Source organism: Candidatus Obscuribacterales bacterium (assembly GCA_036703605.1).
GTDB lineage: Bacteria > Cyanobacteriota > Cyanobacteriia > RECH01 > RECH01 > RECH01.
Window position 1 is genome coordinate 1 of the sequence record DATNRH010000123.1, and the last position, 18,619, is coordinate 18,619.

The 18,619-nt window shown below is 54.7% G+C and carries 15 protein-coding genes and 1 riboswitch; of the genes, 6 read left to right on the forward strand and 9 right to left on the reverse strand.

All coding sequences use genetic code 11. The annotated features are described in order from the left end of the window. Together cbiE and V6D20_02520 are read right to left on the reverse strand one after the other, a co-directional pair. On the reverse strand, positions 1–1,101 hold a 1,101-nt coding region (gene cbiE / locus V6D20_02515), incomplete at its 3' end, for a precorrin-6y C5,15-methyltransferase (decarboxylating) subunit CbiE (GenBank protein ID HEY9814666.1). Beyond that, positions 1,086–2,084, reverse strand: coding sequence for a sirohydrochlorin chelatase (locus V6D20_02520; GenBank protein HEY9814667.1), 999 nt, complete (start codon positions 2,082–2,084; stop codon positions 1,086–1,088). The genes V6D20_02520 and cbiE, both read right to left, overlap by 16 nt. Positions 2,085–2,121: 37 nt before the next feature. Continuing rightward, positions 2,122–2,306, reverse strand: a riboswitch (cobalamin riboswitch). A 160-nt stretch (positions 2,307–2,466) separates the two neighbouring features. Here V6D20_02520 and V6D20_02525 point away from each other — a divergent pair. Together V6D20_02525 and V6D20_02530 are read left to right on the forward strand one after the other, a co-directional pair. Beyond that, positions 2,467–2,676 (forward strand): chlorophyll a/b-binding protein, encoded by a 210-nt coding sequence (locus V6D20_02525; protein ID HEY9814668.1) that lies wholly within the window; start codon positions 2,467–2,469, stop codon positions 2,674–2,676. A gap of 566 nt (positions 2,677–3,242) precedes the next feature. Further along, on the forward strand, positions 3,243–4,766 hold the full coding sequence (locus V6D20_02530; protein ID HEY9814669.1) for a hypothetical protein: 1,524 nt from the start codon (positions 3,243–3,245) through the stop codon (positions 4,764–4,766). Here V6D20_02530 and V6D20_02535 read toward each other — a convergent pair. From V6D20_02535 to V6D20_02545, 3 genes are all read right to left on the reverse strand, one after another. Beyond that, entirely contained in the window at positions 4,763–5,854 is a 1,092-nt protein-coding gene (locus V6D20_02535) for a DUF389 domain-containing protein (GenBank protein ID HEY9814670.1), read from the reverse strand. The genes V6D20_02530 and V6D20_02535 overlap by 4 nt on opposite strands. Positions 5,855–6,308: 454 nt before the next feature. Next, positions 6,309–7,040: a phycobilisome rod-core linker polypeptide gene (locus V6D20_02540; GenBank protein ID HEY9814671.1), complete on the reverse strand. Its 732-nt coding sequence runs from the start codon at positions 7,038–7,040 to the stop codon at positions 6,309–6,311. A 265-nt stretch (positions 7,041–7,305) separates the two neighbouring features. Continuing rightward, positions 7,306–7,779 carry a hypothetical protein gene (locus tag V6D20_02545; protein ID HEY9814672.1) on the reverse strand — a complete coding sequence of 158 codons (474 nt, stop codon included), beginning with the start codon at positions 7,777–7,779 and terminating at the stop codon, positions 7,306–7,308. A 645-nt stretch (positions 7,780–8,424) separates the two neighbouring features. On the opposite strand from V6D20_02545, the gene V6D20_02550 reads away from it, so the two are divergent. The 4 genes from V6D20_02550 (at position 8,425) to V6D20_02565 (ending at position 11,500) form a co-directional block, all read left to right on the forward strand. Further along, the gene (locus V6D20_02550) at positions 8,425–8,622 is read left to right on the forward strand and encodes a hypothetical protein (protein HEY9814673.1); all 198 of its coding nucleotides are present in this window, start codon (positions 8,425–8,427) and stop codon (positions 8,620–8,622) included. After that, positions 8,619–9,269 (forward strand): ABC transporter permease, encoded by a 651-nt coding sequence (locus tag V6D20_02555; GenBank protein HEY9814674.1) that lies wholly within the window; start codon positions 8,619–8,621, stop codon positions 9,267–9,269. Before V6D20_02550 ends, V6D20_02555 begins: the two co-directional genes overlap by 4 nt. Positions 9,270–9,306: 37 nt before the next feature. After that, complete coding sequence (locus V6D20_02560; GenBank protein HEY9814675.1) at positions 9,307–10,683, forward strand: NAD(P)/FAD-dependent oxidoreductase; 1,377 nt, start codon at positions 9,307–9,309, stop codon at positions 10,681–10,683. A gap of 121 nt (positions 10,684–10,804) precedes the next feature. Beyond that, the gene (locus tag V6D20_02565) at positions 10,805–11,500 is read left to right on the forward strand and encodes a PHP domain-containing protein (protein HEY9814676.1); all 696 of its coding nucleotides are present in this window, start codon (positions 10,805–10,807) and stop codon (positions 11,498–11,500) included. A gap of 616 nt (positions 11,501–12,116) precedes the next feature. Here V6D20_02565 and htpG read toward each other — a convergent pair. The 4 genes from htpG to V6D20_02585 form a co-directional block, all read right to left on the reverse strand. Beyond that, the gene (htpG, locus tag V6D20_02570) at positions 12,117–14,102 is read right to left on the reverse strand and encodes a molecular chaperone HtpG (GenBank protein ID HEY9814677.1); all 1,986 of its coding nucleotides are present in this window, start codon (positions 14,100–14,102) and stop codon (positions 12,117–12,119) included. A gap of 270 nt (positions 14,103–14,372) precedes the next feature. Further along, a complete protein-coding gene (gene clpB, locus V6D20_02575; protein HEY9814678.1) occupies positions 14,373–17,024 on the reverse strand; it encodes an ATP-dependent chaperone ClpB in 2,652 nt (883 codons plus the stop codon). A gap of 206 nt (positions 17,025–17,230) precedes the next feature. Beyond that, on the reverse strand, positions 17,231–18,187 hold the full coding sequence (locus V6D20_02580) for a pre-peptidase C-terminal domain-containing protein (GenBank protein HEY9814679.1): 957 nt from the start codon (positions 18,185–18,187) through the stop codon (positions 17,231–17,233). Between the two features lie 38 nt (positions 18,188–18,225). After that, the coding region (locus tag V6D20_02585) for a 23S rRNA (pseudouridine(1915)-N(3))-methyltransferase RlmH (GenBank protein HEY9814680.1) at positions 18,226–18,619 on the reverse strand (394 nt) is incomplete at its 5' end.

The following is an 18,619-nucleotide window of genomic DNA, read 5'->3' on the forward strand; positions in this document are numbered from 1 at the left end:
GCTGGCCACTAAGCGTCCCCCTGGCTGCAGGCGATCGCCGCATACGGTCAAAATCTCGGACAACTGGGCCCCACCGCCACCGATAAAGATGCGATCGGGACGCGGTAGATCCTGCAGGGCCTCCGGCGCACTGCCGCCCACTACCGTCACATTAGCCACACCAAAGCGATCGCAGTTGGCTTGAATCAACGCCACGCCTGCGGCCGTCTTTTCAATGGCGATCACGCGAGCATCGGGCAGCAGCCGCGCCAGTTCGATGGACACAGAGCCGGTACCCGCCCCCACATCCCAAATGGTCAACCCCGGTCGGATCTGCAACAGGGCGATCGCCAACACCCGCACTTCCTGCTTGGTCAGCAGTCCCGGCTGATCCTCAAAGGTGTAGAAATCGCCATCGGCAATCCCCAGCAGCGGCGTGGTGGCCAGATTGGGACACGTTGCCTGCCGCTCCAGCACCACCACATTTGGCATGGGAAACTCGCGCTGCACGGCTTCATCCAGGGAACAGGTAGCGATCGCTTCATCAGGTGCCCCCAGACGACTACAGACATGCAGACGGTAGGACACGGGCAACCGCAAATCCGCAATCAACTGAGCGATCGCAGCGGGAGTATGGTCACCATCGGTGAGCAGGGCGATGGGGGTTTTGCTCTGCCGCAGGGCCCGATCGAGATGATCGGCACTACGACCATGGACACTGACCACCGTTGCCGACTGCCAGGGAATGCCTAGGCGATTAAAGGCCAACTGCACGGAACTCACGTGGGGCAAAAACACCACCTGCTGGCGATCGAGGGACTCCATTAACAGCCGACCCATGCCGAAGTAGAGCGGATCGCCGCTAGCCAGCAACACCAGCGATCGCTCCTGAAGGTGCTGACGTAATACCTCGATCCAATCCTGCACCGCACCAGTAAGGGGAATCTGCTCCGCTGGACAGTGGGCTACCAGGCTGAGATAGCTGGGATGGCCGACGATGCAGGTAGCGGTCAGCAGGTGCGATCGCGCCACATCCGACAGGCCTGCCACGCCGTCTAGCCCCATGCCAATTACATAGAGTTGATGTCGATTCGACTCCTGCACCGCTAGGGCACCTGCCAAACGCGATCGTGATAGTCGGCTTCCTGGGCGTAGGGGTCGGGAGCATCATGACCGTGGGCGTGACCGTGACCGTGACCGTGGGCATGGCCGTGCCCGTGATCGTGACCATGGGCGTGACCGTGATCGTGACCATGGTCATGGCTAGGCAGATCATCCTGTCCCAGACCCACCAACTGCTGACTCACCGCCCGCCGGAATTTGCAGGTCTCGCAGTTCATCATCACCTGACCCGTCTGGGCTTCCTGGGCCCGATCGCGCACCAGGTCAAACAAGATCGGATCTAAGCCAATTTCGGCAAGGGACTGAATCTGCACATCAGGGCGATGGCGTTGCTGACGCTCGGCAGTGTCTTGAATGCGCTTCACCAACACGCCGGTGAATAAAAAGTGGGGCAGCACTACCACCCGTTTGGGATTCCATGTCCAAACGCGGTCAAAGCCTGGATCTAAACGCGGGTGGGTGATGCCGCTAAAGCAAACTTCTAGCCCCTTAAAGCCACTGCCTTCCCATAGCAAACGCGCCAGTTTATAGACATCGCCATTGGCATCGGGGTCAGATGCGCCCCGGCCCACAAACAGCAGCACCGATTCCTCTCGGGGAATATTGCTTTGCTGATCGGCAACGGCTAAGCGATCGCGCCATAGGTCAATCAGCAGCGGCGAGACGCCAAAATGCCGACCGTAGTGAATCTTGATGCCGGGATGACGCTGGCGGGCAATGTCTAGCTCGTTGGTGACGTCGTATTTATTATGGCGGGCAGCAAACAGCAGCACCGGCAGCGCTGTCATTTCCCGATAGCCCTTTTCAACACAGAGATCGACCCCCGCCTGAATGGAGGGATCGGTTAATTCCAAAAAACAAGGAATCACCGGGCGGGACAGATCGCTGGCTTGAAAGGCGCTAGCAAAATCTAAAAACGTTTGGCGACCGTCGGCATCGCGGGTGCCGTGGCCAACCAAAAGTAACGGTTGTGGATCGGTCATGATGCTCCTTATCCCCGTGCGACGCAGGGAGGTTGTTAACTCGGTCATGACCCAAATCTGGCATTCTGGCTTCGGCGCAATGATCAAACCCTAAACCCGGACTAGCGCAGGGGTCTATCCAAGTTTTGTTAGGCGGCGATCGCGGCCTTTACAGTTGCGGCACAGCGCTGGACTTACACCAGCTTTCCCAGTTCAGGTCTAGACTCATTACTCTATCACCCTCCGCCCGGAAACCTATGCCCCCCAACCGCTTAATCCGGGGACAATCCCAGGCAGGAGCGATCGCCCTCAAAGAATTATTAACAAAATAGTTGCAAAATTTCACAAAACGTTACACAATAGATTCATAAATAAAAAGCACAACCGTAAAAGGCAAAGATTCATGAGAACTGGCAACATTGTGGACGACCAAGGCAAGCTCAACAACTTCGCGGTTGAGCCTCAGATGTATGTGGATGAAGTAGCACGCACCGGCTTCACCCCCTATGCTGAAATCCTTAATGGTCGGCTTGCAATGATTGGTTTTGTATCCATGCTCTTGTTTGAAGCCTTCGCAGGGCAAGGGTTGGTAAGCTGGTTTACCGGTCTATAGATCCCGCCGCTCCATCATGCTAGACCTCTGGTTCGTGGGGTATGACGAACTGGATTCCTTCAAAAGACAAGACGACAATACGAGTGAACGGGGAGCTACGGCTCCCTTTTTTTGATCTAAAACCGTTGACCTCAAACCGTTGCCGGCCCCAGCGATCGCTCCCCACATCTTCTACCCTGAAACCCCGGATTCAGATCCCCAGCCCTTGAATACAAAAGAGGCGATCGCCAGTGGATTGTTGTCCCTTGGGTAGGCTAGTCTATCGAGATGAGTTGTGATCTCTCGGCTTGGTTGATGGACACACCTTGAAGATCCTCACCCCAAACCCCTCTCCCAATTCGGTAGAAGGGCTTTGAAAGCAGCCGCACTTTTCTTAATCCCTTTCTATCCTTGTAGGAGCAGGGGCTGAAGAATCAGGAAAAACATGGGTCAGCCCATCAGCCTCTCGGCTGGAATCGCGGAACACTAGGACGTTCTAAACAGTCCACCTCTGAGCAGTCCACCATAACTGATGCATTGCAATCACTGATTGAAATCATTTACAGAAGACACCTATGCGTTGGCTTTTGACTCCTCTAGCTTTTAGCCGCCAAATCCGGCGCAGTCTCCTGCTTGCCCTAGCAGCGATCGCTTTGATCACCAGCAGTTTTATCGGTGTGCTCCAGCGGCCCAGCGTGGCCCAAAGTAGTGCTTACTGCCAGTTATCCGACAGCGACGTAGCGCAAAAAGAACAGCTCCGTCAGCTTGCCCTCCAAGGCGATCCCACGGCCCAGGATCAATACAAAACCCTGATGGGCCAACATGCCCAACAGCTTCGGGACTGCCGCAGTCGCACCTGGCCCCAAGAACAAGCCCTATGGGTGCGGCTCTATCCCTGTGATGCCCAGCCGGGAGCCATGGATCTCCTGATGGATGAGGTGGTGAACAAGGGATATAACCGTGTCTATGTGGAAGCGTTGTACAACGGTCAGATCTTGCTGCCGCTGGCTACCAATACAACCCCTTGGCCGTCGGTGATTCGCACGCCAGGCTACGAAACGACGGATCTGCTCGCAGAGGCGATCGCTAAGGGCCGGGAACGGGGACTCACGGTCTATGCCTGGGTGTTCACGATGAATTTTGGCTATACCTATGGGCAACGCAGCGATCGCCAATCGGTGTTGGCCTATAACGGTCGTGGACAAACCAGCCTCACGGCTCGCTCCCAGGCCGGTCTCAATTCCGAGGGAGGCAGTGGGGAAGAAGTCTTCATCGATCCCTACAACATGACGGCCAAGCAAGATTTCTACGCAGCCGTGGATGCGATCGCCCAGCGCCGCCCCGACGGCATTCTGTTTGACTATATTCGCTACCCTCGGGGCTCCGGCACAGATTCTGTCGCTGATGAGGTGCAAGATTTATGGATCTATGGCTCAGCCTCGCAGCAAACCCTACTGCAGCGGGCATCGAACCAACGCGGGCAGGATCTGATCCGCCGATTTCTAGCCCAAGGCTATCTCACCAATGGCGATATCGACGCTGTCAAAAGCCTCCATCCCCAGGAAACAGAGCCCCTTTGGCAAGGGCGGATTCCCTCGGCTAGCATCGCCAATACCCCCAGCGATCGCTTACGTCCCATGCTGCAGCAAGAGCTGTGGTACCTAAGTGTTGCCCATGCCATGCAAGGCGTGATTGATTTTCTGGCCGTGGGCACCCTGGCCAGCGATCGCTACAATCTACCCGGTGGTGCCGTCTTCTTTCCAGATGGCAACCAAACCGTCGGGCGCAGTGGCTACGATTCTCGCCTGCAGCCCTGGGATCGTTTCCCTGCTAGCCTAGAATGGCATCCCATGTCCTACGCCACCTGCGGCAACAGTGCCTGCATTACCAACCAAGTTCTCCGGGTCGTAAGCCAAGCGCCAGCGGGCACTCAAGTCAAGCCAGTGCTAGCGGGTCTCTGGGGTAGCTCTATCAGCAATCGCCCGTCCCTGGAAGTACAAATGCAGGCCATTCGCCAAGCCGCCCCCCGCGTGAATGCCGTTAGCCACTTTGCCTACTCTTGGCAAGAACCCAACCGCGATCGCGATCGCAAATTTTGTCAACTGCGTTAGCGGGCCGGGCGCGTAGGCTGTAGACGATGATGATCTACCGGCAACGGGAAAGCCCGCTGAGCAATTTGACCAAACTGCTCGATAGGGCGTCGTCGCACTTCTTGAACCTGATTAATTTCAAAAATCAGTCGGAAGGGCTGATCCATTTCCCGCTCTACAAAGTCTTCCAGCAGCTTGACTTGATTGGGGGTTAACGGTTCTGAGGCAATCACGACTAAGCGCACCTCCGGCGGTGAACTCAACCAGTTAGTATCCAACGACAATAATTGGGTGCGCTGAAAGGTAATCGTGCGATCGAGCAATGCCCGCTGCAAACTGTATTCTAGGTTGACTTGCTGCACCAAACGAGCCAAGGTAATACCCAAGGGCAACAGCAACACCCCTGTTAAAGCCATCGCTATCCCCAGCCCCCGCCGTGCCCGCGCTAGGGGAATATAGCCGGCAATCAAAAAGGCCACCATACAAGCTAGGGTAATCCCTAATAAATTCGTTAGGTACAGCAGCGATGCCCCCAAGCTCAGTTGCCAATTGCCTTGGGCCAACCCCAGACCAATCACACAAACCGGCGGCATCAAGGCCACAGCGATCGCGGTTCCAGCAAGAGCATTGGACACCTTCGGCTGCACCTTAGCAAAACCACTGATGCCCCCTGCCGCTACTGCAATGCCAAGATCAAGCAAGGTGGGTTGCGATCGCGCCAGCACCTCACTGCTATATTCCGGCAAGTTCATCATAAATCCGAGGATGGCCGCCAGCCCAACCCCAATGGCCGTACCTACGACCACCGACACCATTCCCCGACGAAACAGATCGAGGTCTCCTTCTAGGGCCGCAAAGGCCATAGCGCGAATGGGCAACATCAACGGCGCAATGATCATCGCGCCAATAATCACCGCCGCACTGTTGGATAGCAACCCAAAGGTGGCGATCGCACAGGAACCTACGCTCAGCACTACAAAATTGAGGTCGAGCCGCGATTCGTCTAGCAAACTTGCCTGAAAATGGCGCAGCTCTTGAGGCTTAATGCGCCGCCCCCAAAGATATTTCCGCCAAAACCGTTGAACCTTGACATACCAGGAGTGTGCCAAAACCTGACCTCCAGCGCCGCAGTGCTCCTACGGACTTCAGCCTAGCACAGAGGTTTGGGGCCCTCAGCGCTCCCAGAAAACGCAACAAAACCTAAACCAAACGTGCGTTAGACAGACTCAGCTTGAACGGTATCGGTCATTACCCAAAGGGTAAGCTGGAGGACGTAGCAATTGGCAAGCATTGAGCGACGTCGAAACGCTCCAATCCTTATAGGAAGAGGTTTGAGCGACGTCAAAAAGCGGTGGCTTTCATTGAATGGAGTCCACCTACTGAGTCGTAGGGTGCTGTTAGACGCAGCAATGCACCGTCTCGTAAGGCTTTGATGCGTTATGCGCTCCCTAAGATGTTCTACGCACAACATCATCGACCTCGGGTTAGGTAATCCCATGCATACAAAAATCGGGGCGGATTCCGTCCACCCCGACCCATGGTGACTCGCAGTTTAGGAGGTACCTAAGCGCGATTCTGGTTGCGATGTAAAGACGCCACCAAACGCTGGGCTTCAACAGCATCTAAACCATGGAGCAACTCCAGCAGTTCTTTCTGAATTCTCGTTCCTTGAGGAACTTCCGCTTCCTTCATTTCAGGATGGTAGTTTTGCAGAGCTGGATTTTCACCTTCAATCGTCATACAAACGCCGCCCTCACAGTTGAGCCCCAACTGATGCCAGTAGAGGGTGGGTACGGCCCGGCCCCGCTGAGCAATATGCTCATGGTTGAGAATGTCAGACTCCAGGTAGGCCTTGGGTGACTCATAGTATTTGGTCTGCCGCGCATAGGGAACCGTAAAGCAGCCAAACACCTTGCGGTATTCTTCGGAGTCCAAAATAGCGGTAATGACATGATGCACGCCTTGCTTCATCAAAATGTCGCAGTAGTCGCGAATTTCATCTTGATTGAGCGGTGCCCGTCCCATGAAATGCTTAAAACAGAGTTCCAAAAATTTCAGGTTGGCTGAACTGTAGTAAAAGGAATCAAGGTACACACGGGAATGGCCTAGTTCCTTCAAAAAGCGGCGCACGCCAATCTTATCGGATAGAAAATCACGCTCGACTTTGGCCATGGCCTTGCGTTCATAGCTGTAAGGAACCCGTTCTAAAACTTGGCGGTAAATCTGCATCAACGCAATTTCCCGCTCTTCCCGCGACGAACGACGGCTCACCGTAATTGGCTGAAATTCATTCATAACTCAAGTCTCCAAAATTCCTGAAACAGGCGATGCATCACGATTGAATGCTGACCCCATAGATCTGAATCAAGGCAGATCCCTCGTTGTGCATCAGATCAACTAGCTGGGTCAATGACATCTACTGATTGTTTGCTTGGGCAGCGATCGCCTTGAGCAAACCTTCAAACTGGAGCAATCAAAACCTTCGGCCTGTTTACGATGGGGGAATCGTTCACGGTTGCGAATGGCTAAGGCTGGCGGCGCTGCCCCCAGCCCTGCGTTGTTATGCGTGGGATTGGAGCGTAGAAATTACGCTATCCAAATAGGGACGAATCAAATCACTCTCTGCCGGTGGCAGGGTATGGTTCACAATATCTTGCAAATAACGATAGGCCGTGGAGCAATGGTGGGTGCGTCGATAGGCCAAAATAATCGTATCCAGCCACGACATCATTTGCTCGTTGAAAAACACCTCATCATCGCGCAAGATAGACAAAGCCGTATAGCGAAGAACTTCGCTCATGTCATACTGACAGCGCTTGCCATGATTCTTAATGATCTCTGGGTTAGACTGCGCCATTTTCTGCAGGGCTTGCAGCACCATCTTGGCACTACGTTCCCGCAGATGCTCATAGGCACTCACCCGATTGGCATAGCTTTGCAGATACGCTTCTAAAGGAGCAAGCTCGGCCGTATCAAGATAGCGTCCATCAGCCTCGATAATGCTCTTTTCCAGGGTTTGATTGATGGCGTACATGGCAAATATTGGGAAATGAGAGTACAGGGATAAATGAATCAACATCAAAGCCGTTCAACAACCATCGGGTCGATCGCGCCCATTGTATTGCTAACGTGCTGAAGTAAGCACCCCTCTCGATTGGCATAAACGCCAACGTCATCGTGACTAACCCAACCCCTGAGGATATTAGATGGTAGACTCTTAGCGCTGTTGCCTACCCGATCAGGTGATTGTTAGGAATTTAAACCATGACGAGCCTAGAAAACGACAGCGACTTAGATGCTCGGTCATGCGGGGTAGATGAGTGGAGCTATAGACAGGTGATGCAGTTATCCCAATCACAGACAATATCAAACGGAACAAGAACCAGGTGGTTGAACATCAAGGGGCGAGATGCTTCAACTATCCTGCCGAACCACCGCATCATTGGGAACGATACTGTGGTCGAGAACCAATGTTTGACTGCCCTATATTCAAGATTGCCCTAGTTGCTTCAATTGAGCATCAGTTCGATGTATTTCTCAACACTTCGGATAATTTGTAACATTGATCTGAGAGATTACCTGGATGCGATCGCTGTTGAGTCCCAGTATTTCGTGAGAGCCATCAGGGTTGATACCCAGAATGTTACAAATAGTGATAAACGGTTTGTTACAAAAACCTATGACCAAGCAGCACGTTTCTGTATATATTGATACCCATCTATTGGCCGCTGTGGATCGACTCACCCCAGATCGTGATATAGCCATTGAAGATGCCCTCGCAGCTTGGTGCGATCGCCAAATGAAAGCTCGGGCCCACAACTCCTTTGAGGCCCAGCGTCGCCGCCAAGATCAAGATGAAACAGGTTGGTTAGTGTGACTCTTTTAACAGATGCCTTTCAGTATGGAGTCATGAACTCCGATCGCTTGCTGTCAGCCCTGCAGGAGCACATGCTGCTGGTCTTGTTGCCCCTGGGCATTGGTATGGGGCTGGGGTTACCCCTAGGATTTTGGACGGCGCGATCGCCTTGGGCGTCGGTAGTGTTCATCAATGGGTTCAATGCCCTGCGGGTGATTCCTAGTTTGGCTATCCTTTTTCTAGCTATTCCCTACCTAGGGCTGAGTACGCAGTCTGCCATGCTGGCCCTGACAATTTTGGTGATCCCGCCGATTTTAATTAGCACCGACGCTGCCTTTCGCACCATTGATCCCGCCATTCGCGAAGCGGCCCGCGGCATGGGGATGCCAGATGCCCAAGTGCTCCGCCGCATTGAAATTCCCTTAGCTCTGCCAGTGGTGATTGCGGGCATCAAAACTGCAACGGTGGAAGCGATCGCTAGCGCCACCCTAGCTGCCTTCATTGGAGCCGGTGGTCTCGGCAGCTTCGTCGTCCTAGGCTTCGCCCTCTACGATAATTCGGTTCTCCTAGTAGGAGCCGTGCCGGTGGCGATTCTGTCCTTGGGGGCAGAGATCAGCTTCAGCGCCTTACAGCGATGGGTGCAGCCTCCTAGCCGCTCAGACGCCTAAGAGACGTCTAAGATAAGTGAGGCGCTGGAAGGGATATATGACCATAGACTACGATCTGGTGATTTTGGGGGGTAGTGCAGCCGGACGCAGCATGGCGCAACGGGCCGCGCAACGGGGCCTACGAGTTGCCCTGGTAGACGGCTGGCCCGAGGTGGATCGTCTACAGCAAACGGCTCAAGGTAGCCATGCTGCCTTAGTGCAGGCAGCTCGATTGGCCCAGCAGCAGGCGCAACAGGGATGGGCGATCGCGCCGCTTCTCACGCTCCGCGATCGACAGACATGGGGACAGCAACCGCCCTCCAGAGCCCTAGCTAGCCTGGCAGAAATGGGAGTAGATGTGGTGCCAGGCCCAGCAGAGTTTCGGCGACGACCGATGGCGGTGGTGGCGGGAGGACGGGCCCTGCGATCGCGGGCCTATAGCATTGCCACCGGCACGGAAGATGTGGTTCCCTCGATCCCCGGTATCGATGCCATGCCCTACACAACGGTGCGATCGCTCTGGCAGCAACCGCTACCCTCCACACCCATCCATTGGTTGATTGTTGGCCATCGCCCCCAAACCGTTGAATTAGCCCAAGCGCTGAACAGCCTTGGCCAATCCGTCACCCTCATCACCGCCCCACGCCTTCTGCCTGCTGAAGATCCCCAGATTGCGGCCTTAATGGCCGCCCAGCTAGAAGCTGAAGGAATCGAGATTGTCTTAGGTCATCCAGAGCAGGTTGATGGCCATGCCCAGGCTTGTCGCCTACAGGTCAACGGTCAGATCTACAAAGGTGATCGCCTCCTGGTCGATACCCAGCAACCCCAAGTGCGATCGCTCAACCTAGAGGCTGTCGGCGTACAGTGGACGCAGAACGGCATCATCACCAACTCCCACCTGCGCACCACCCATCCCCAGATTTATGCCCTCGGTGACGGGCTAGGCGGCTATGCCTTTCCCCCCATCGCCGAAGCTGAGGCCGACATTCTGCTGCACAACCTCTGCTATCCCGGCAAGCGCACCGTGCCCTACCACCAAATTCCTATCACGATCCAAACCAGCCCGACGATTACCCGCATTGGTCTGACCGAACCCCAAGCCCGGCAGCGGTACGGCGATGATCTTTGGGTGGGCATCAATCCCTTCCCTAGCGACGCCGATCGCACCATTGGGCAAACGACAAGCCTCGTGAAAGTGATCCTCAAGCCCGATGGCCAAATCATTGGCGTCCATAGCGTGGGCAACGGTGCCGATGTGGCCGCCCTAGCGATCGCCCTCCAGCATCACCATCGTTTTCAGCACCTAGCCCTATCGCCCTCAACGGCCCTAGGCGCGATCGCCCAAGCCTGGCAGAATCATTGCCGGGAGCGATCGCCGTGGTCTCGCCTCCAACCCACCTGGCTAGCGCTGAACCGGGCTTGGCAGCAGCCCTAACCCCAGTGTTGATGGTCTCCCTGGACATACTACAGCGTGTGACAAGTTGTTCATGGAGTTCGTTATAGTAGAAACGAGTGTATCCATGCTGCAATACATCGTCTCTCTTAAGGCATAAACCATGGCTGTTAACGTTGTGTACGAGTCCACCGATCATCGGGCAGCCCAAGATGTTGATGCGTTAAGGCAAGTCTTTGAGCATTTCACGGCCACCAGTTGCCCCCGAAGCTACAACTTTCACCTGCACACCACCTGCTCCGATGGACGGCTGAGTCCCAGGCAGGTAATCGATCAAGCGATCGCCCTTGGTCTAAAAGGTCTAGCCATCACCGATCACCATTCCGTTCGTGGATACGACCAAGCTCAAGCCTATTTGGCCCAGGTTGCGCCCGCCGATTCCCAGCCCCGACTGTGGACAGGGATGGAAATTAGTGCCGGTCTTTTGGACAACGAAGTCCATATTCTCTGCTACGGCTTTGAGCCCAGCCACACCGCCCTGAAGCCCTACCTGCAACAGAGAGCCCCTAGAGGACTGGACTACGAAGCCACCCAGGTGATTAACGCCGTGCATCAAGCAGGCGGGCTTGCCGTCTTGGCCCATCCGGATCGCTATCGGCGATCGCCCCAAGACCTGATCGACACCGCCGCCACCTTGGGCATCGACGGCGTTGAGGTGTTCTACGCCTACAACAATCCCAGCCCTTGGACACCCAGCCCCCGCCAAACTCGGCTGATCCAAGATCTGGCCAATCAGTATGGGTTGCTGAAAACCGGCGGTACAGACACCCACGGACTGAGCCTGTTGCAGCGGATCTAGACCCGTCCATGGCACAAAAATAACCCCCAGATGGTGCAAACCAGTCTGAGGGCATCTAAGCACATAATAAATAGACAACAGCTAGAGCAAGTTTAGATCGATTCATCCTGATTGTGTTGGGCTCAACCGGTCGGCGACCACACCCAGTCTCAAGACAACGATAGGTCAGGGGCAAGCGTTCCACCGCCATCACCCAAGCGGTCTCTCTATTGGAGACCACCACTTTGCAGCGTCATCAATCCAATAATGCCGATGCTGACCACCAGCAAAAGACCTGCTAATGAGAGGGACTGGCCTAGGTGATTTGAAGATTTCATACGTTATAAACCCTGTTTAATCAGGAATGTTATCGATTGTGTTTTGAGATTATCAGCGATCGCTTTTATCCCAAAGAAACGTAACGAATCCTTAGAAGAACCACACGGTTCTTCAAGAAGGCTGAAGTAACCAGTTCACTCAATATGTCTGCTTTGTTACATTATGGGGAGCGATCGCCCTCGTTTAGATGGCGCTGAAATCTTGCTAATCTCAAGCGTTCACGTTGGAGTCATCGACTCGGACATGCCCACAAAAAAGGCGGGCAGGGCCCGCCGGATGATCATCGACTCGTGAGTTTCTATTTAGTGAGTTGCGTCAGCACTTGGTTTGATCGCGCCACGAAGTCTTTCATACCATCCGCATCAAAGCCTTTCTGAGCCATCAGCGCTAGGTCATACACATGGTGGCAGAGCATATTGGCCAACTGCGCCGAGGGAGAATCACCCTCGCTGGTGACGATCGCCCCTTGCTGGAGCTTCAGCAGGTTGTCGATCAGCGGATGGGCGGTGTTCACCAACAGAATATGCTCATCGGGGAATTCCGCCGTTTTCTGTTCAAACATGGCCGTCATATCCCGCATCCGACGCATGGCCTCCGGCAGCAGCACCATGGCCGGCGGCGTTTTGGCATCATCAGACTTGAGCGCTTCGGTACGAATGGTCACCTTGGGCTTCTGCAAGGCCTGCTCAAATAGCTCCTTCACCACTTCACTGCGGGTTTTGTTGGTGCTGGGATCGACGATTTCCGCTTCTTTGTCCTTGTTCAGCAAGGAGTCATCTAGTTCCGCATCAACCCGAGAGAAGCTCAGGTCAGAATATTCCCGTTCCAGGAACCCGACAAAGTGGGTATCAATGAAGGAGTCGAAGAACAGCACCTCTAGCCCTTGGCTCTTGTGCAGTTCCACATAGGTGGACTGGGCTGCTGGATCGGTGCAGTAGAACACTCGATTCTCATGCTTCGCTTGGTTGCGCTCTAGGTAATCCTTGAGGGTGGTGTAGAACTGTCCTGCCCCATCCTTGGCAACCACTGGAGCATCACCGGCAGGAGCTTCCCACACATCACCTTCAGCCGTCTGTACCTCAACCGCCACGGATTCTGACGCTGGGTCAGGGCTGAGATCCGCCGTGGTGCGGTAGATGAGGATATCTTCAACTTGCTTCTTGAACTTGTCGTCGTTCAACGAGCCAAACTTGACGAAGGTGCCTAGGTCTTGCCAACAGCGCACATATTCCAGCAGGTCATCGCGATAGAGTTCCTTGAGGCGATCGCCCACCTTTTTGGCGATATAGTCGGCAATGCGCCGCACGGTGCGATCGTTTTGCAGGAAGCTACGGGAAACGTTGAGGGGAATATCCACACTGTCAATCACGCCGCGCAGGGGCAGCAGGAAGCGGGGAATCACCTCTTCGCAGTTGTCGCTGACAAACACTTGGTTGCAGAACAGCTTGATCTGGCTCTTGGTGATGTCTACATCGGGTTTGAGCTTGGGGAAGTAGAGAATCCCGTTGACCACAAAGGGATAGTCGGTATTCAAATGCACCCAGAGCAATGGCTCATCTTGGAAGGGATACAGATAGCGGTAGAACTCTAGGTAGTCTTCATCCGTGAGGTTGCTCGGCGATTCTTTCCAGGGTGCTTTTTGCTTGTTGATTTGCTCGTCGCCCAAGAGAATGGGCACCGGCATGAAGTCACAGTAGGTTTTCACCAACTGCTTAATGCGGTAGTCCTCTAGGTACTCCTTCTCCTCCTCCATTAAGTGCAGGGTGATGGTGGTGCCGCGATCGCTCCTAGTGGATTCGCTCAGTTCAAACTGGGTGCTGCCATCACAGGACCAATGCACCGCCTGGGCACCGTCTTGGTAGGACAGGGTATCAATTTCCACCTTCGAGGCCACCATGAAGGAGGAGTAGAAGCCTAGGCCAAAGTGGCCGATAATTTGCTGGTCGGTGGCATCTTTGTACTTCTGAACAAACTCCTCGGCACTGGAGAAGGCAACTTGGTTAATGTACTTCTTCACCTCATCGGCGGTCATACCGATGCCGGTATCGGTGACCGATAGGGTGTTGTTGTCTTTATCAATAGAAATCTGAATTTTGGGTTCGCTGATGTCCCCAGAATATTCGCCACGACGGGAGACCATGCTGAGCTTGCTGATGGCATCTACCGCGTTGGAAATAAGTTCGCGCAGAAAGATTTCGTGGTCAGAGTACAGCCATTTTTTGATAATTGGGAAAATATTCTCAGTATGGATACTGATGTTTCCCTGTTCCAGGATGGTGGTCATGGTTTCGTCAAAGTACTGTAAAAGAATAGGGAGGGTCAGCCTGGACATTCCGCGCCGTGGAAACAGCCAGGACAGCATCTAAGCCACAGAGTGACGGTTCAACCGGTCACAACCGTCGGCTTAACGCAGGGTTCAACGTTCAACAACGCAACTCGTTCAACTAGGTTCAACTATGTCTAATAGTGGGCGATCGCTCCCCCTCACGGTTAGATCCACCATAGCGGGATAGCCCTACCGGGCCGGATGCGGATTTCCCTACCCGCGACCGCATCACTCAGCGGCCACCGGTTCTGCCACGGCAACGTCTTTTTTACAGAAGGTTAAGCCCTGACTGCCAGCGTCTACCAGGATCGTGTCGCCCTCGGTAAAGGTTAAGTCTAGAATTTGGGTGGCCAAGGGATTTTCCAACTCCTTCTGCAGGGCCCGTTTTAGCGGTCGCGCCCCGTAGACCGGATCGTAGCCCACATCGGCAATATATTGCTCCGCTGCATTCGTGAGTTCGATGCTGAGCTTTTGATCGGCCAAGAGGCGATGAATGCGGCGCATCTGGATGCTGACAATTTTCCGCAGTTCCTTCAGGGTCAACGGATGGAACAGGATAATGTCATCCACCCGGTTGAGAAACTCAGGACGGAAGTGCGATCGCAATGCCTGTAGCACGCGCGATCGCATCTCGTCATACTTCTCATCATCCCCAGATACATCCAGAATGTATTGGGAACCAATGTTGCTGGTCATGACAATCACGGTGTTGCAGAAATCCACCGATCGCCCCTGGGAGTCGGTCACCTGCCCGTCGTCCAGCACCTGCAGCAAAATGTTGAACACATCGGGATGGGCTTTTTCCACCTCATCCAGCAGCAGCACCGAGTAGGGATGGCGGCGAATGGCTTCAGTAAGCTGCCCCCCTTCCTCATAGCCCACATAGCCCGGAGGCGCTCCCACCAAGCGGGACACCGAATGCTTCTCCATATATTCCGACATATCCAGCCGCACGAGGGCCTCGCCCGTGTCAAACAGCGACTCGGCTAAGGTGCGCGCCAGTTCGGTTTTACCCACCCCCGTGGGGCCCATGAACAGGAACGAGCCAATCGGTCGCCCCGGATCTTTCATGCCCGCCCGGGCCCGGCGAATGGCCGCCGCCACCGCTGCCACCGCTTCGTCTTGACCAATCACTCGCTCGTGGAGCACCGATTCGAGCTGCAGCAACTTTTGCCGCTCCGACTCCAGCAAGCGGTTGACCGGAATGCCCGTCCACTTGGCCACAATTTCGGCAATATCGGCCTCGGTGACCTGCTCACGCAGCATGGTTTCTCCCCGAGACTGGATGTCAATCAGGACAGCTTCCTTGGCTTCCAAGTCATGCTGCACGGTTTCCAGCCGACCATACTTCAACTGAGCGGCGGTATTCAAGTCGTAGGCCCGTTCTGCCTGCTCGATTTGCAGGCGCAGGTGCTCTTCTTCTTCCTTGAGGTGGTTGATTTCCGTGAGGATAAGTTTCTCGGATTCCCACTGAGAACTCAGGCCATCTTTTTGCACCGTTAGGTCTGAGATTTCGCTGTCAATGCGTTCAAGCCGATCTTGGGATGATTTATAGTCCCGCGAGGCAACCCCGAGGCGATCGCCCTCCCCCTCCAACGACAGCTTTTCCATCTCAAGCTGCATCAAGCGGCGCTCAATGGTTTCTAGCTCCACGGGCTTGGAGGTGATTTCCATCTTCAGCTTGGCCGCAGCTTCATCCACCAAATCGATGGCTTTGTCAGGCAGGAAGCGATCGCTGATGTAGCGATCAGACAACGTCGCCGCCGCCACTAGGGCCGAGTCGGAAATCTTAACGCCGTGGTGGACTTCATAGCGCTCCTTCAGCCCCCGCAGAATAGAAATGGTATTTTCCACACTAGGCTGCCCCACCATCACCTGCTGAAAGCGCCGCTCTAGGGCCGCGTCTTTTTCAATGTGCTTACGATATTCATCAATCGTCGTCGCGCCAATACAGCGCAGCTCCCCCCGAGCCAGCATGGGTTTGAGCAAATTACTGGCATCCGTGGTGCCCTGACTGCCGCCAGCGCCCACAACGGTGTGCAGTTCGTCGATAAACAAAATCACCTGTCCATCCGATCCTGTCACCTCCCGCAGCACCGATCGCAGCCGCTCTTCAAACTCGCCGCGATACTTGGCCCCCGCAATCAACGAGCCCATATCGAGGGTAATAAGCTGACGATTTTTCAGCGATTCGGGCACATCACCGTTAATAATCCGCTGTGCCAGCCCTTCAGCGATCGCTGTTTTGCCCACCCCCGGCTCCCCAATCAACACCGGATTATTCTTAGTGCGGCGCGACAACACCTGCACCACCCGACGAATTTCTTCATCCCGCCCAATCACCGGATCCAGCTTGCCGGCCTTAGCCTGCTCCGTCAGATCTCGACCAAAGCGTTCGAGGGCATTGTAGCGAGACTCCGTCCGTCGATCCTCCACGCGCTGGGTGCCTCGGGTGGCCTTAATGGCCGCTTCAAGCTGTCGCGAATCGAGCGCCATACGGGGAATGCGCCGATTAACCCGCTCATACTCGGCAATGCCTAGCAGCAGATGCTCCACGGCAATATAGTCATCCTTCCAGGTTTTGCGAGACAGTTCAGCTTGGTCGAGGGCTTGGTCGGTGCTTTGCCCCAGATAAAGCTGGCTGGTGTCCGAGGCGCGGATTTGTCGCTGAATAAAGGCTTCGAGGACTTGTTTGAGGCCAGCAACCTCAATGCTGGCTTGGGCTAACAGCTTGCCTGCTAGTCCCTCCTGTTCAAGCAGGGCAATCAGCACATGCTCAATTTCAAGATATTGCCCGCGAAAACGACGCACCACATCTTGAGAACTGACAATGGCTTGCCACGCTTCTTCGGTGAACTTATTGGGATCAGTTGGCTGCATAGTCTACCCAGACGGTGCCTAATCAAAACGTTTAGAGCTTTTAGTATATCAACCCTCGCACCGGGATCCGGGGTGTCTGATGGGGAATCTCCCAGGCGCGATCGCCTACTCTAGCGAAGGGGTCTGTGAACCAGGAATCTCCGCCCCTACCCCTTCGGGTTAGGAGGAGCGCGTCAAGCTCCCCTCAGCCCCCCGATCCCCGAGGCTTAGTAAACCGCTGTCGTGAAGGTCACCAGATCATTCGTCTCATCGACCACACCGGTGAGCGTCTCCGTACTGCCCTGCACCGTGAGAGTTAGGGTAAAGGGAATCGTCCCCACACTCTCATTGCATCGGGTGTATAGACTTACTGCAACCACATATTCTCCAGCCGGAGCCTGCCCAGCCGGCCAAAAAATATTTTCCACCGGCGCACTCGTAACCCCCTCACAGAGAGCATTGGCATCTACATCCAGTTGCCCACCGCTGGAGACCGGTGTGTTATCAAACGCCACAATGTTTCCATCCGGATCCATCACCGCCAGATCCAGATCATGGGTGCTATCCCAGCGCAAGGTGGCTTGTAGATCGCCAGTCCCCAGAACGGTGGTCATCCGCACCTGATAGACGCCACGCTCTCCAGGGGCAAAAGATGTCACCACCACGATATAGTCTCCGTTGCTAGGCAAGGAGGTATTGATGGCGGAATTGAAGTTAGACGAATTAATGTCGTCGTTTTCGGCGATCAGGGTGCCGTCGGGGCCAATCAAAACCAGGTAGGTATCAAAGTCTGGGCTGGTGAGACTGAGATTGATGGATTGCCCAGCTCGGCCCACAAAGGAATAGACATCATACACACCCCCATCCGCTGGGGAGGGCTCGTCATTGTCATCCAGGGATCCCTGCTGATCGAGCAACACAGCCGTGCTGCTCTCCCCCTGCTTCCGCAAGTCAGCCTCTAGGGCGATCGCTCTCCCTGAGTTCATCTCCTCAGAGATCGGGATAGATAGCGGGGCTAGACGTCCTCGACTAGCCTCAAAAACTTGCCCAATCGTTTGCCCATCAACTCTCAAGGGCAATCGCTCTAGCTTAGACAAGTCGGTGGTGGCTTGGACGGGTGCAGCCAGGGCTAAGGTCGCTACGACAGACAGAGGGGTGATCAAGGTGAAGAATGGAATGCGCATGGTTATGTGTCGCGATCGTCGCGTCTCTAGGCAAAGAATTACTTATGGTAGCCGGTGTTATTGAGAATAGCTTTAGCTCGGTAGAGTTGTTCGACCAAAAATAGCCGCGCCATCTCATGGGTAAAGGTCATGGGCGATAGGCTGATTAGGTGATCGGCCTGGGCTCGCATCTCTTCTCCAACGCCGTCCGGCCCACCGATGATAAAGGCGAGGGGCGTGGCTCCGGCTTGGCGAATAAAGTCAGCAAATTCTAACGAGGTGTAGCCCTTGCCCCATTCCGATAGCACAATCACCCTGTCTTGAGACTGGAGGAGCGATCGCACCTTTTGGGCCTCCTTCGCCGGCGTCGAGTCTTTAATTTCCGTAATACTCAACTCCGGCAACCGCTTCCAATACTCCTGGATACCTTGCTGAATCCAGCCTTTCTTCACC

What these genes read in the sequence shown, in the direction of transcription:
- V6D20_02550 (HEY9814673.1), top strand. Translation starts at nt 8,425, where the DNA reads ATGACCAAGCAGCACGTTTCTGTATATATTGATACCCATCTATTGGCC.
- V6D20_02565 (HEY9814676.1), top strand. Translation starts at nt 10,805, where the DNA reads ATGGCTGTTAACGTTGTGTACGAGTCCACCGATCATCGGGCAGCCCAA.
- htpG (HEY9814677.1), bottom strand. Translation starts at nt 14,102, where the DNA reads ATGACCACCATCCTGGAACAGGGAAACATCAGTATCCATACTGAGAAT.
- V6D20_02540 (HEY9814671.1), bottom strand. Translation starts at nt 7,040, where the DNA reads ATGAATGAATTTCAGCCAATTACGGTGAGCCGTCGTTCGTCGCGGGAA.
- V6D20_02520 (HEY9814667.1), bottom strand. Translation starts at nt 2,084, where the DNA reads ATGACCGATCCACAACCGTTACTTTTGGTTGGCCACGGCACCCGCGAT.
- V6D20_02545 (HEY9814672.1), bottom strand. Translation starts at nt 7,779, where the DNA reads ATGTACGCCATCAATCAAACCCTGGAAAAGAGCATTATCGAGGCTGAT.
- V6D20_02525 (HEY9814668.1), top strand. Translation starts at nt 2,467, where the DNA reads ATGAGAACTGGCAACATTGTGGACGACCAAGGCAAGCTCAACAACTTC.
- clpB (HEY9814678.1), bottom strand. Translation starts at nt 17,024, where the DNA reads ATGCAGCCAACTGATCCCAATAAGTTCACCGAAGAAGCGTGGCAAGCC.
- V6D20_02560 (HEY9814675.1), top strand. Translation starts at nt 9,307, where the DNA reads ATGACCATAGACTACGATCTGGTGATTTTGGGGGGTAGTGCAGCCGGA.
- V6D20_02580 (HEY9814679.1), bottom strand. Translation starts at nt 18,187, where the DNA reads ATGCGCATTCCATTCTTCACCTTGATCACCCCTCTGTCTGTCGTAGCG.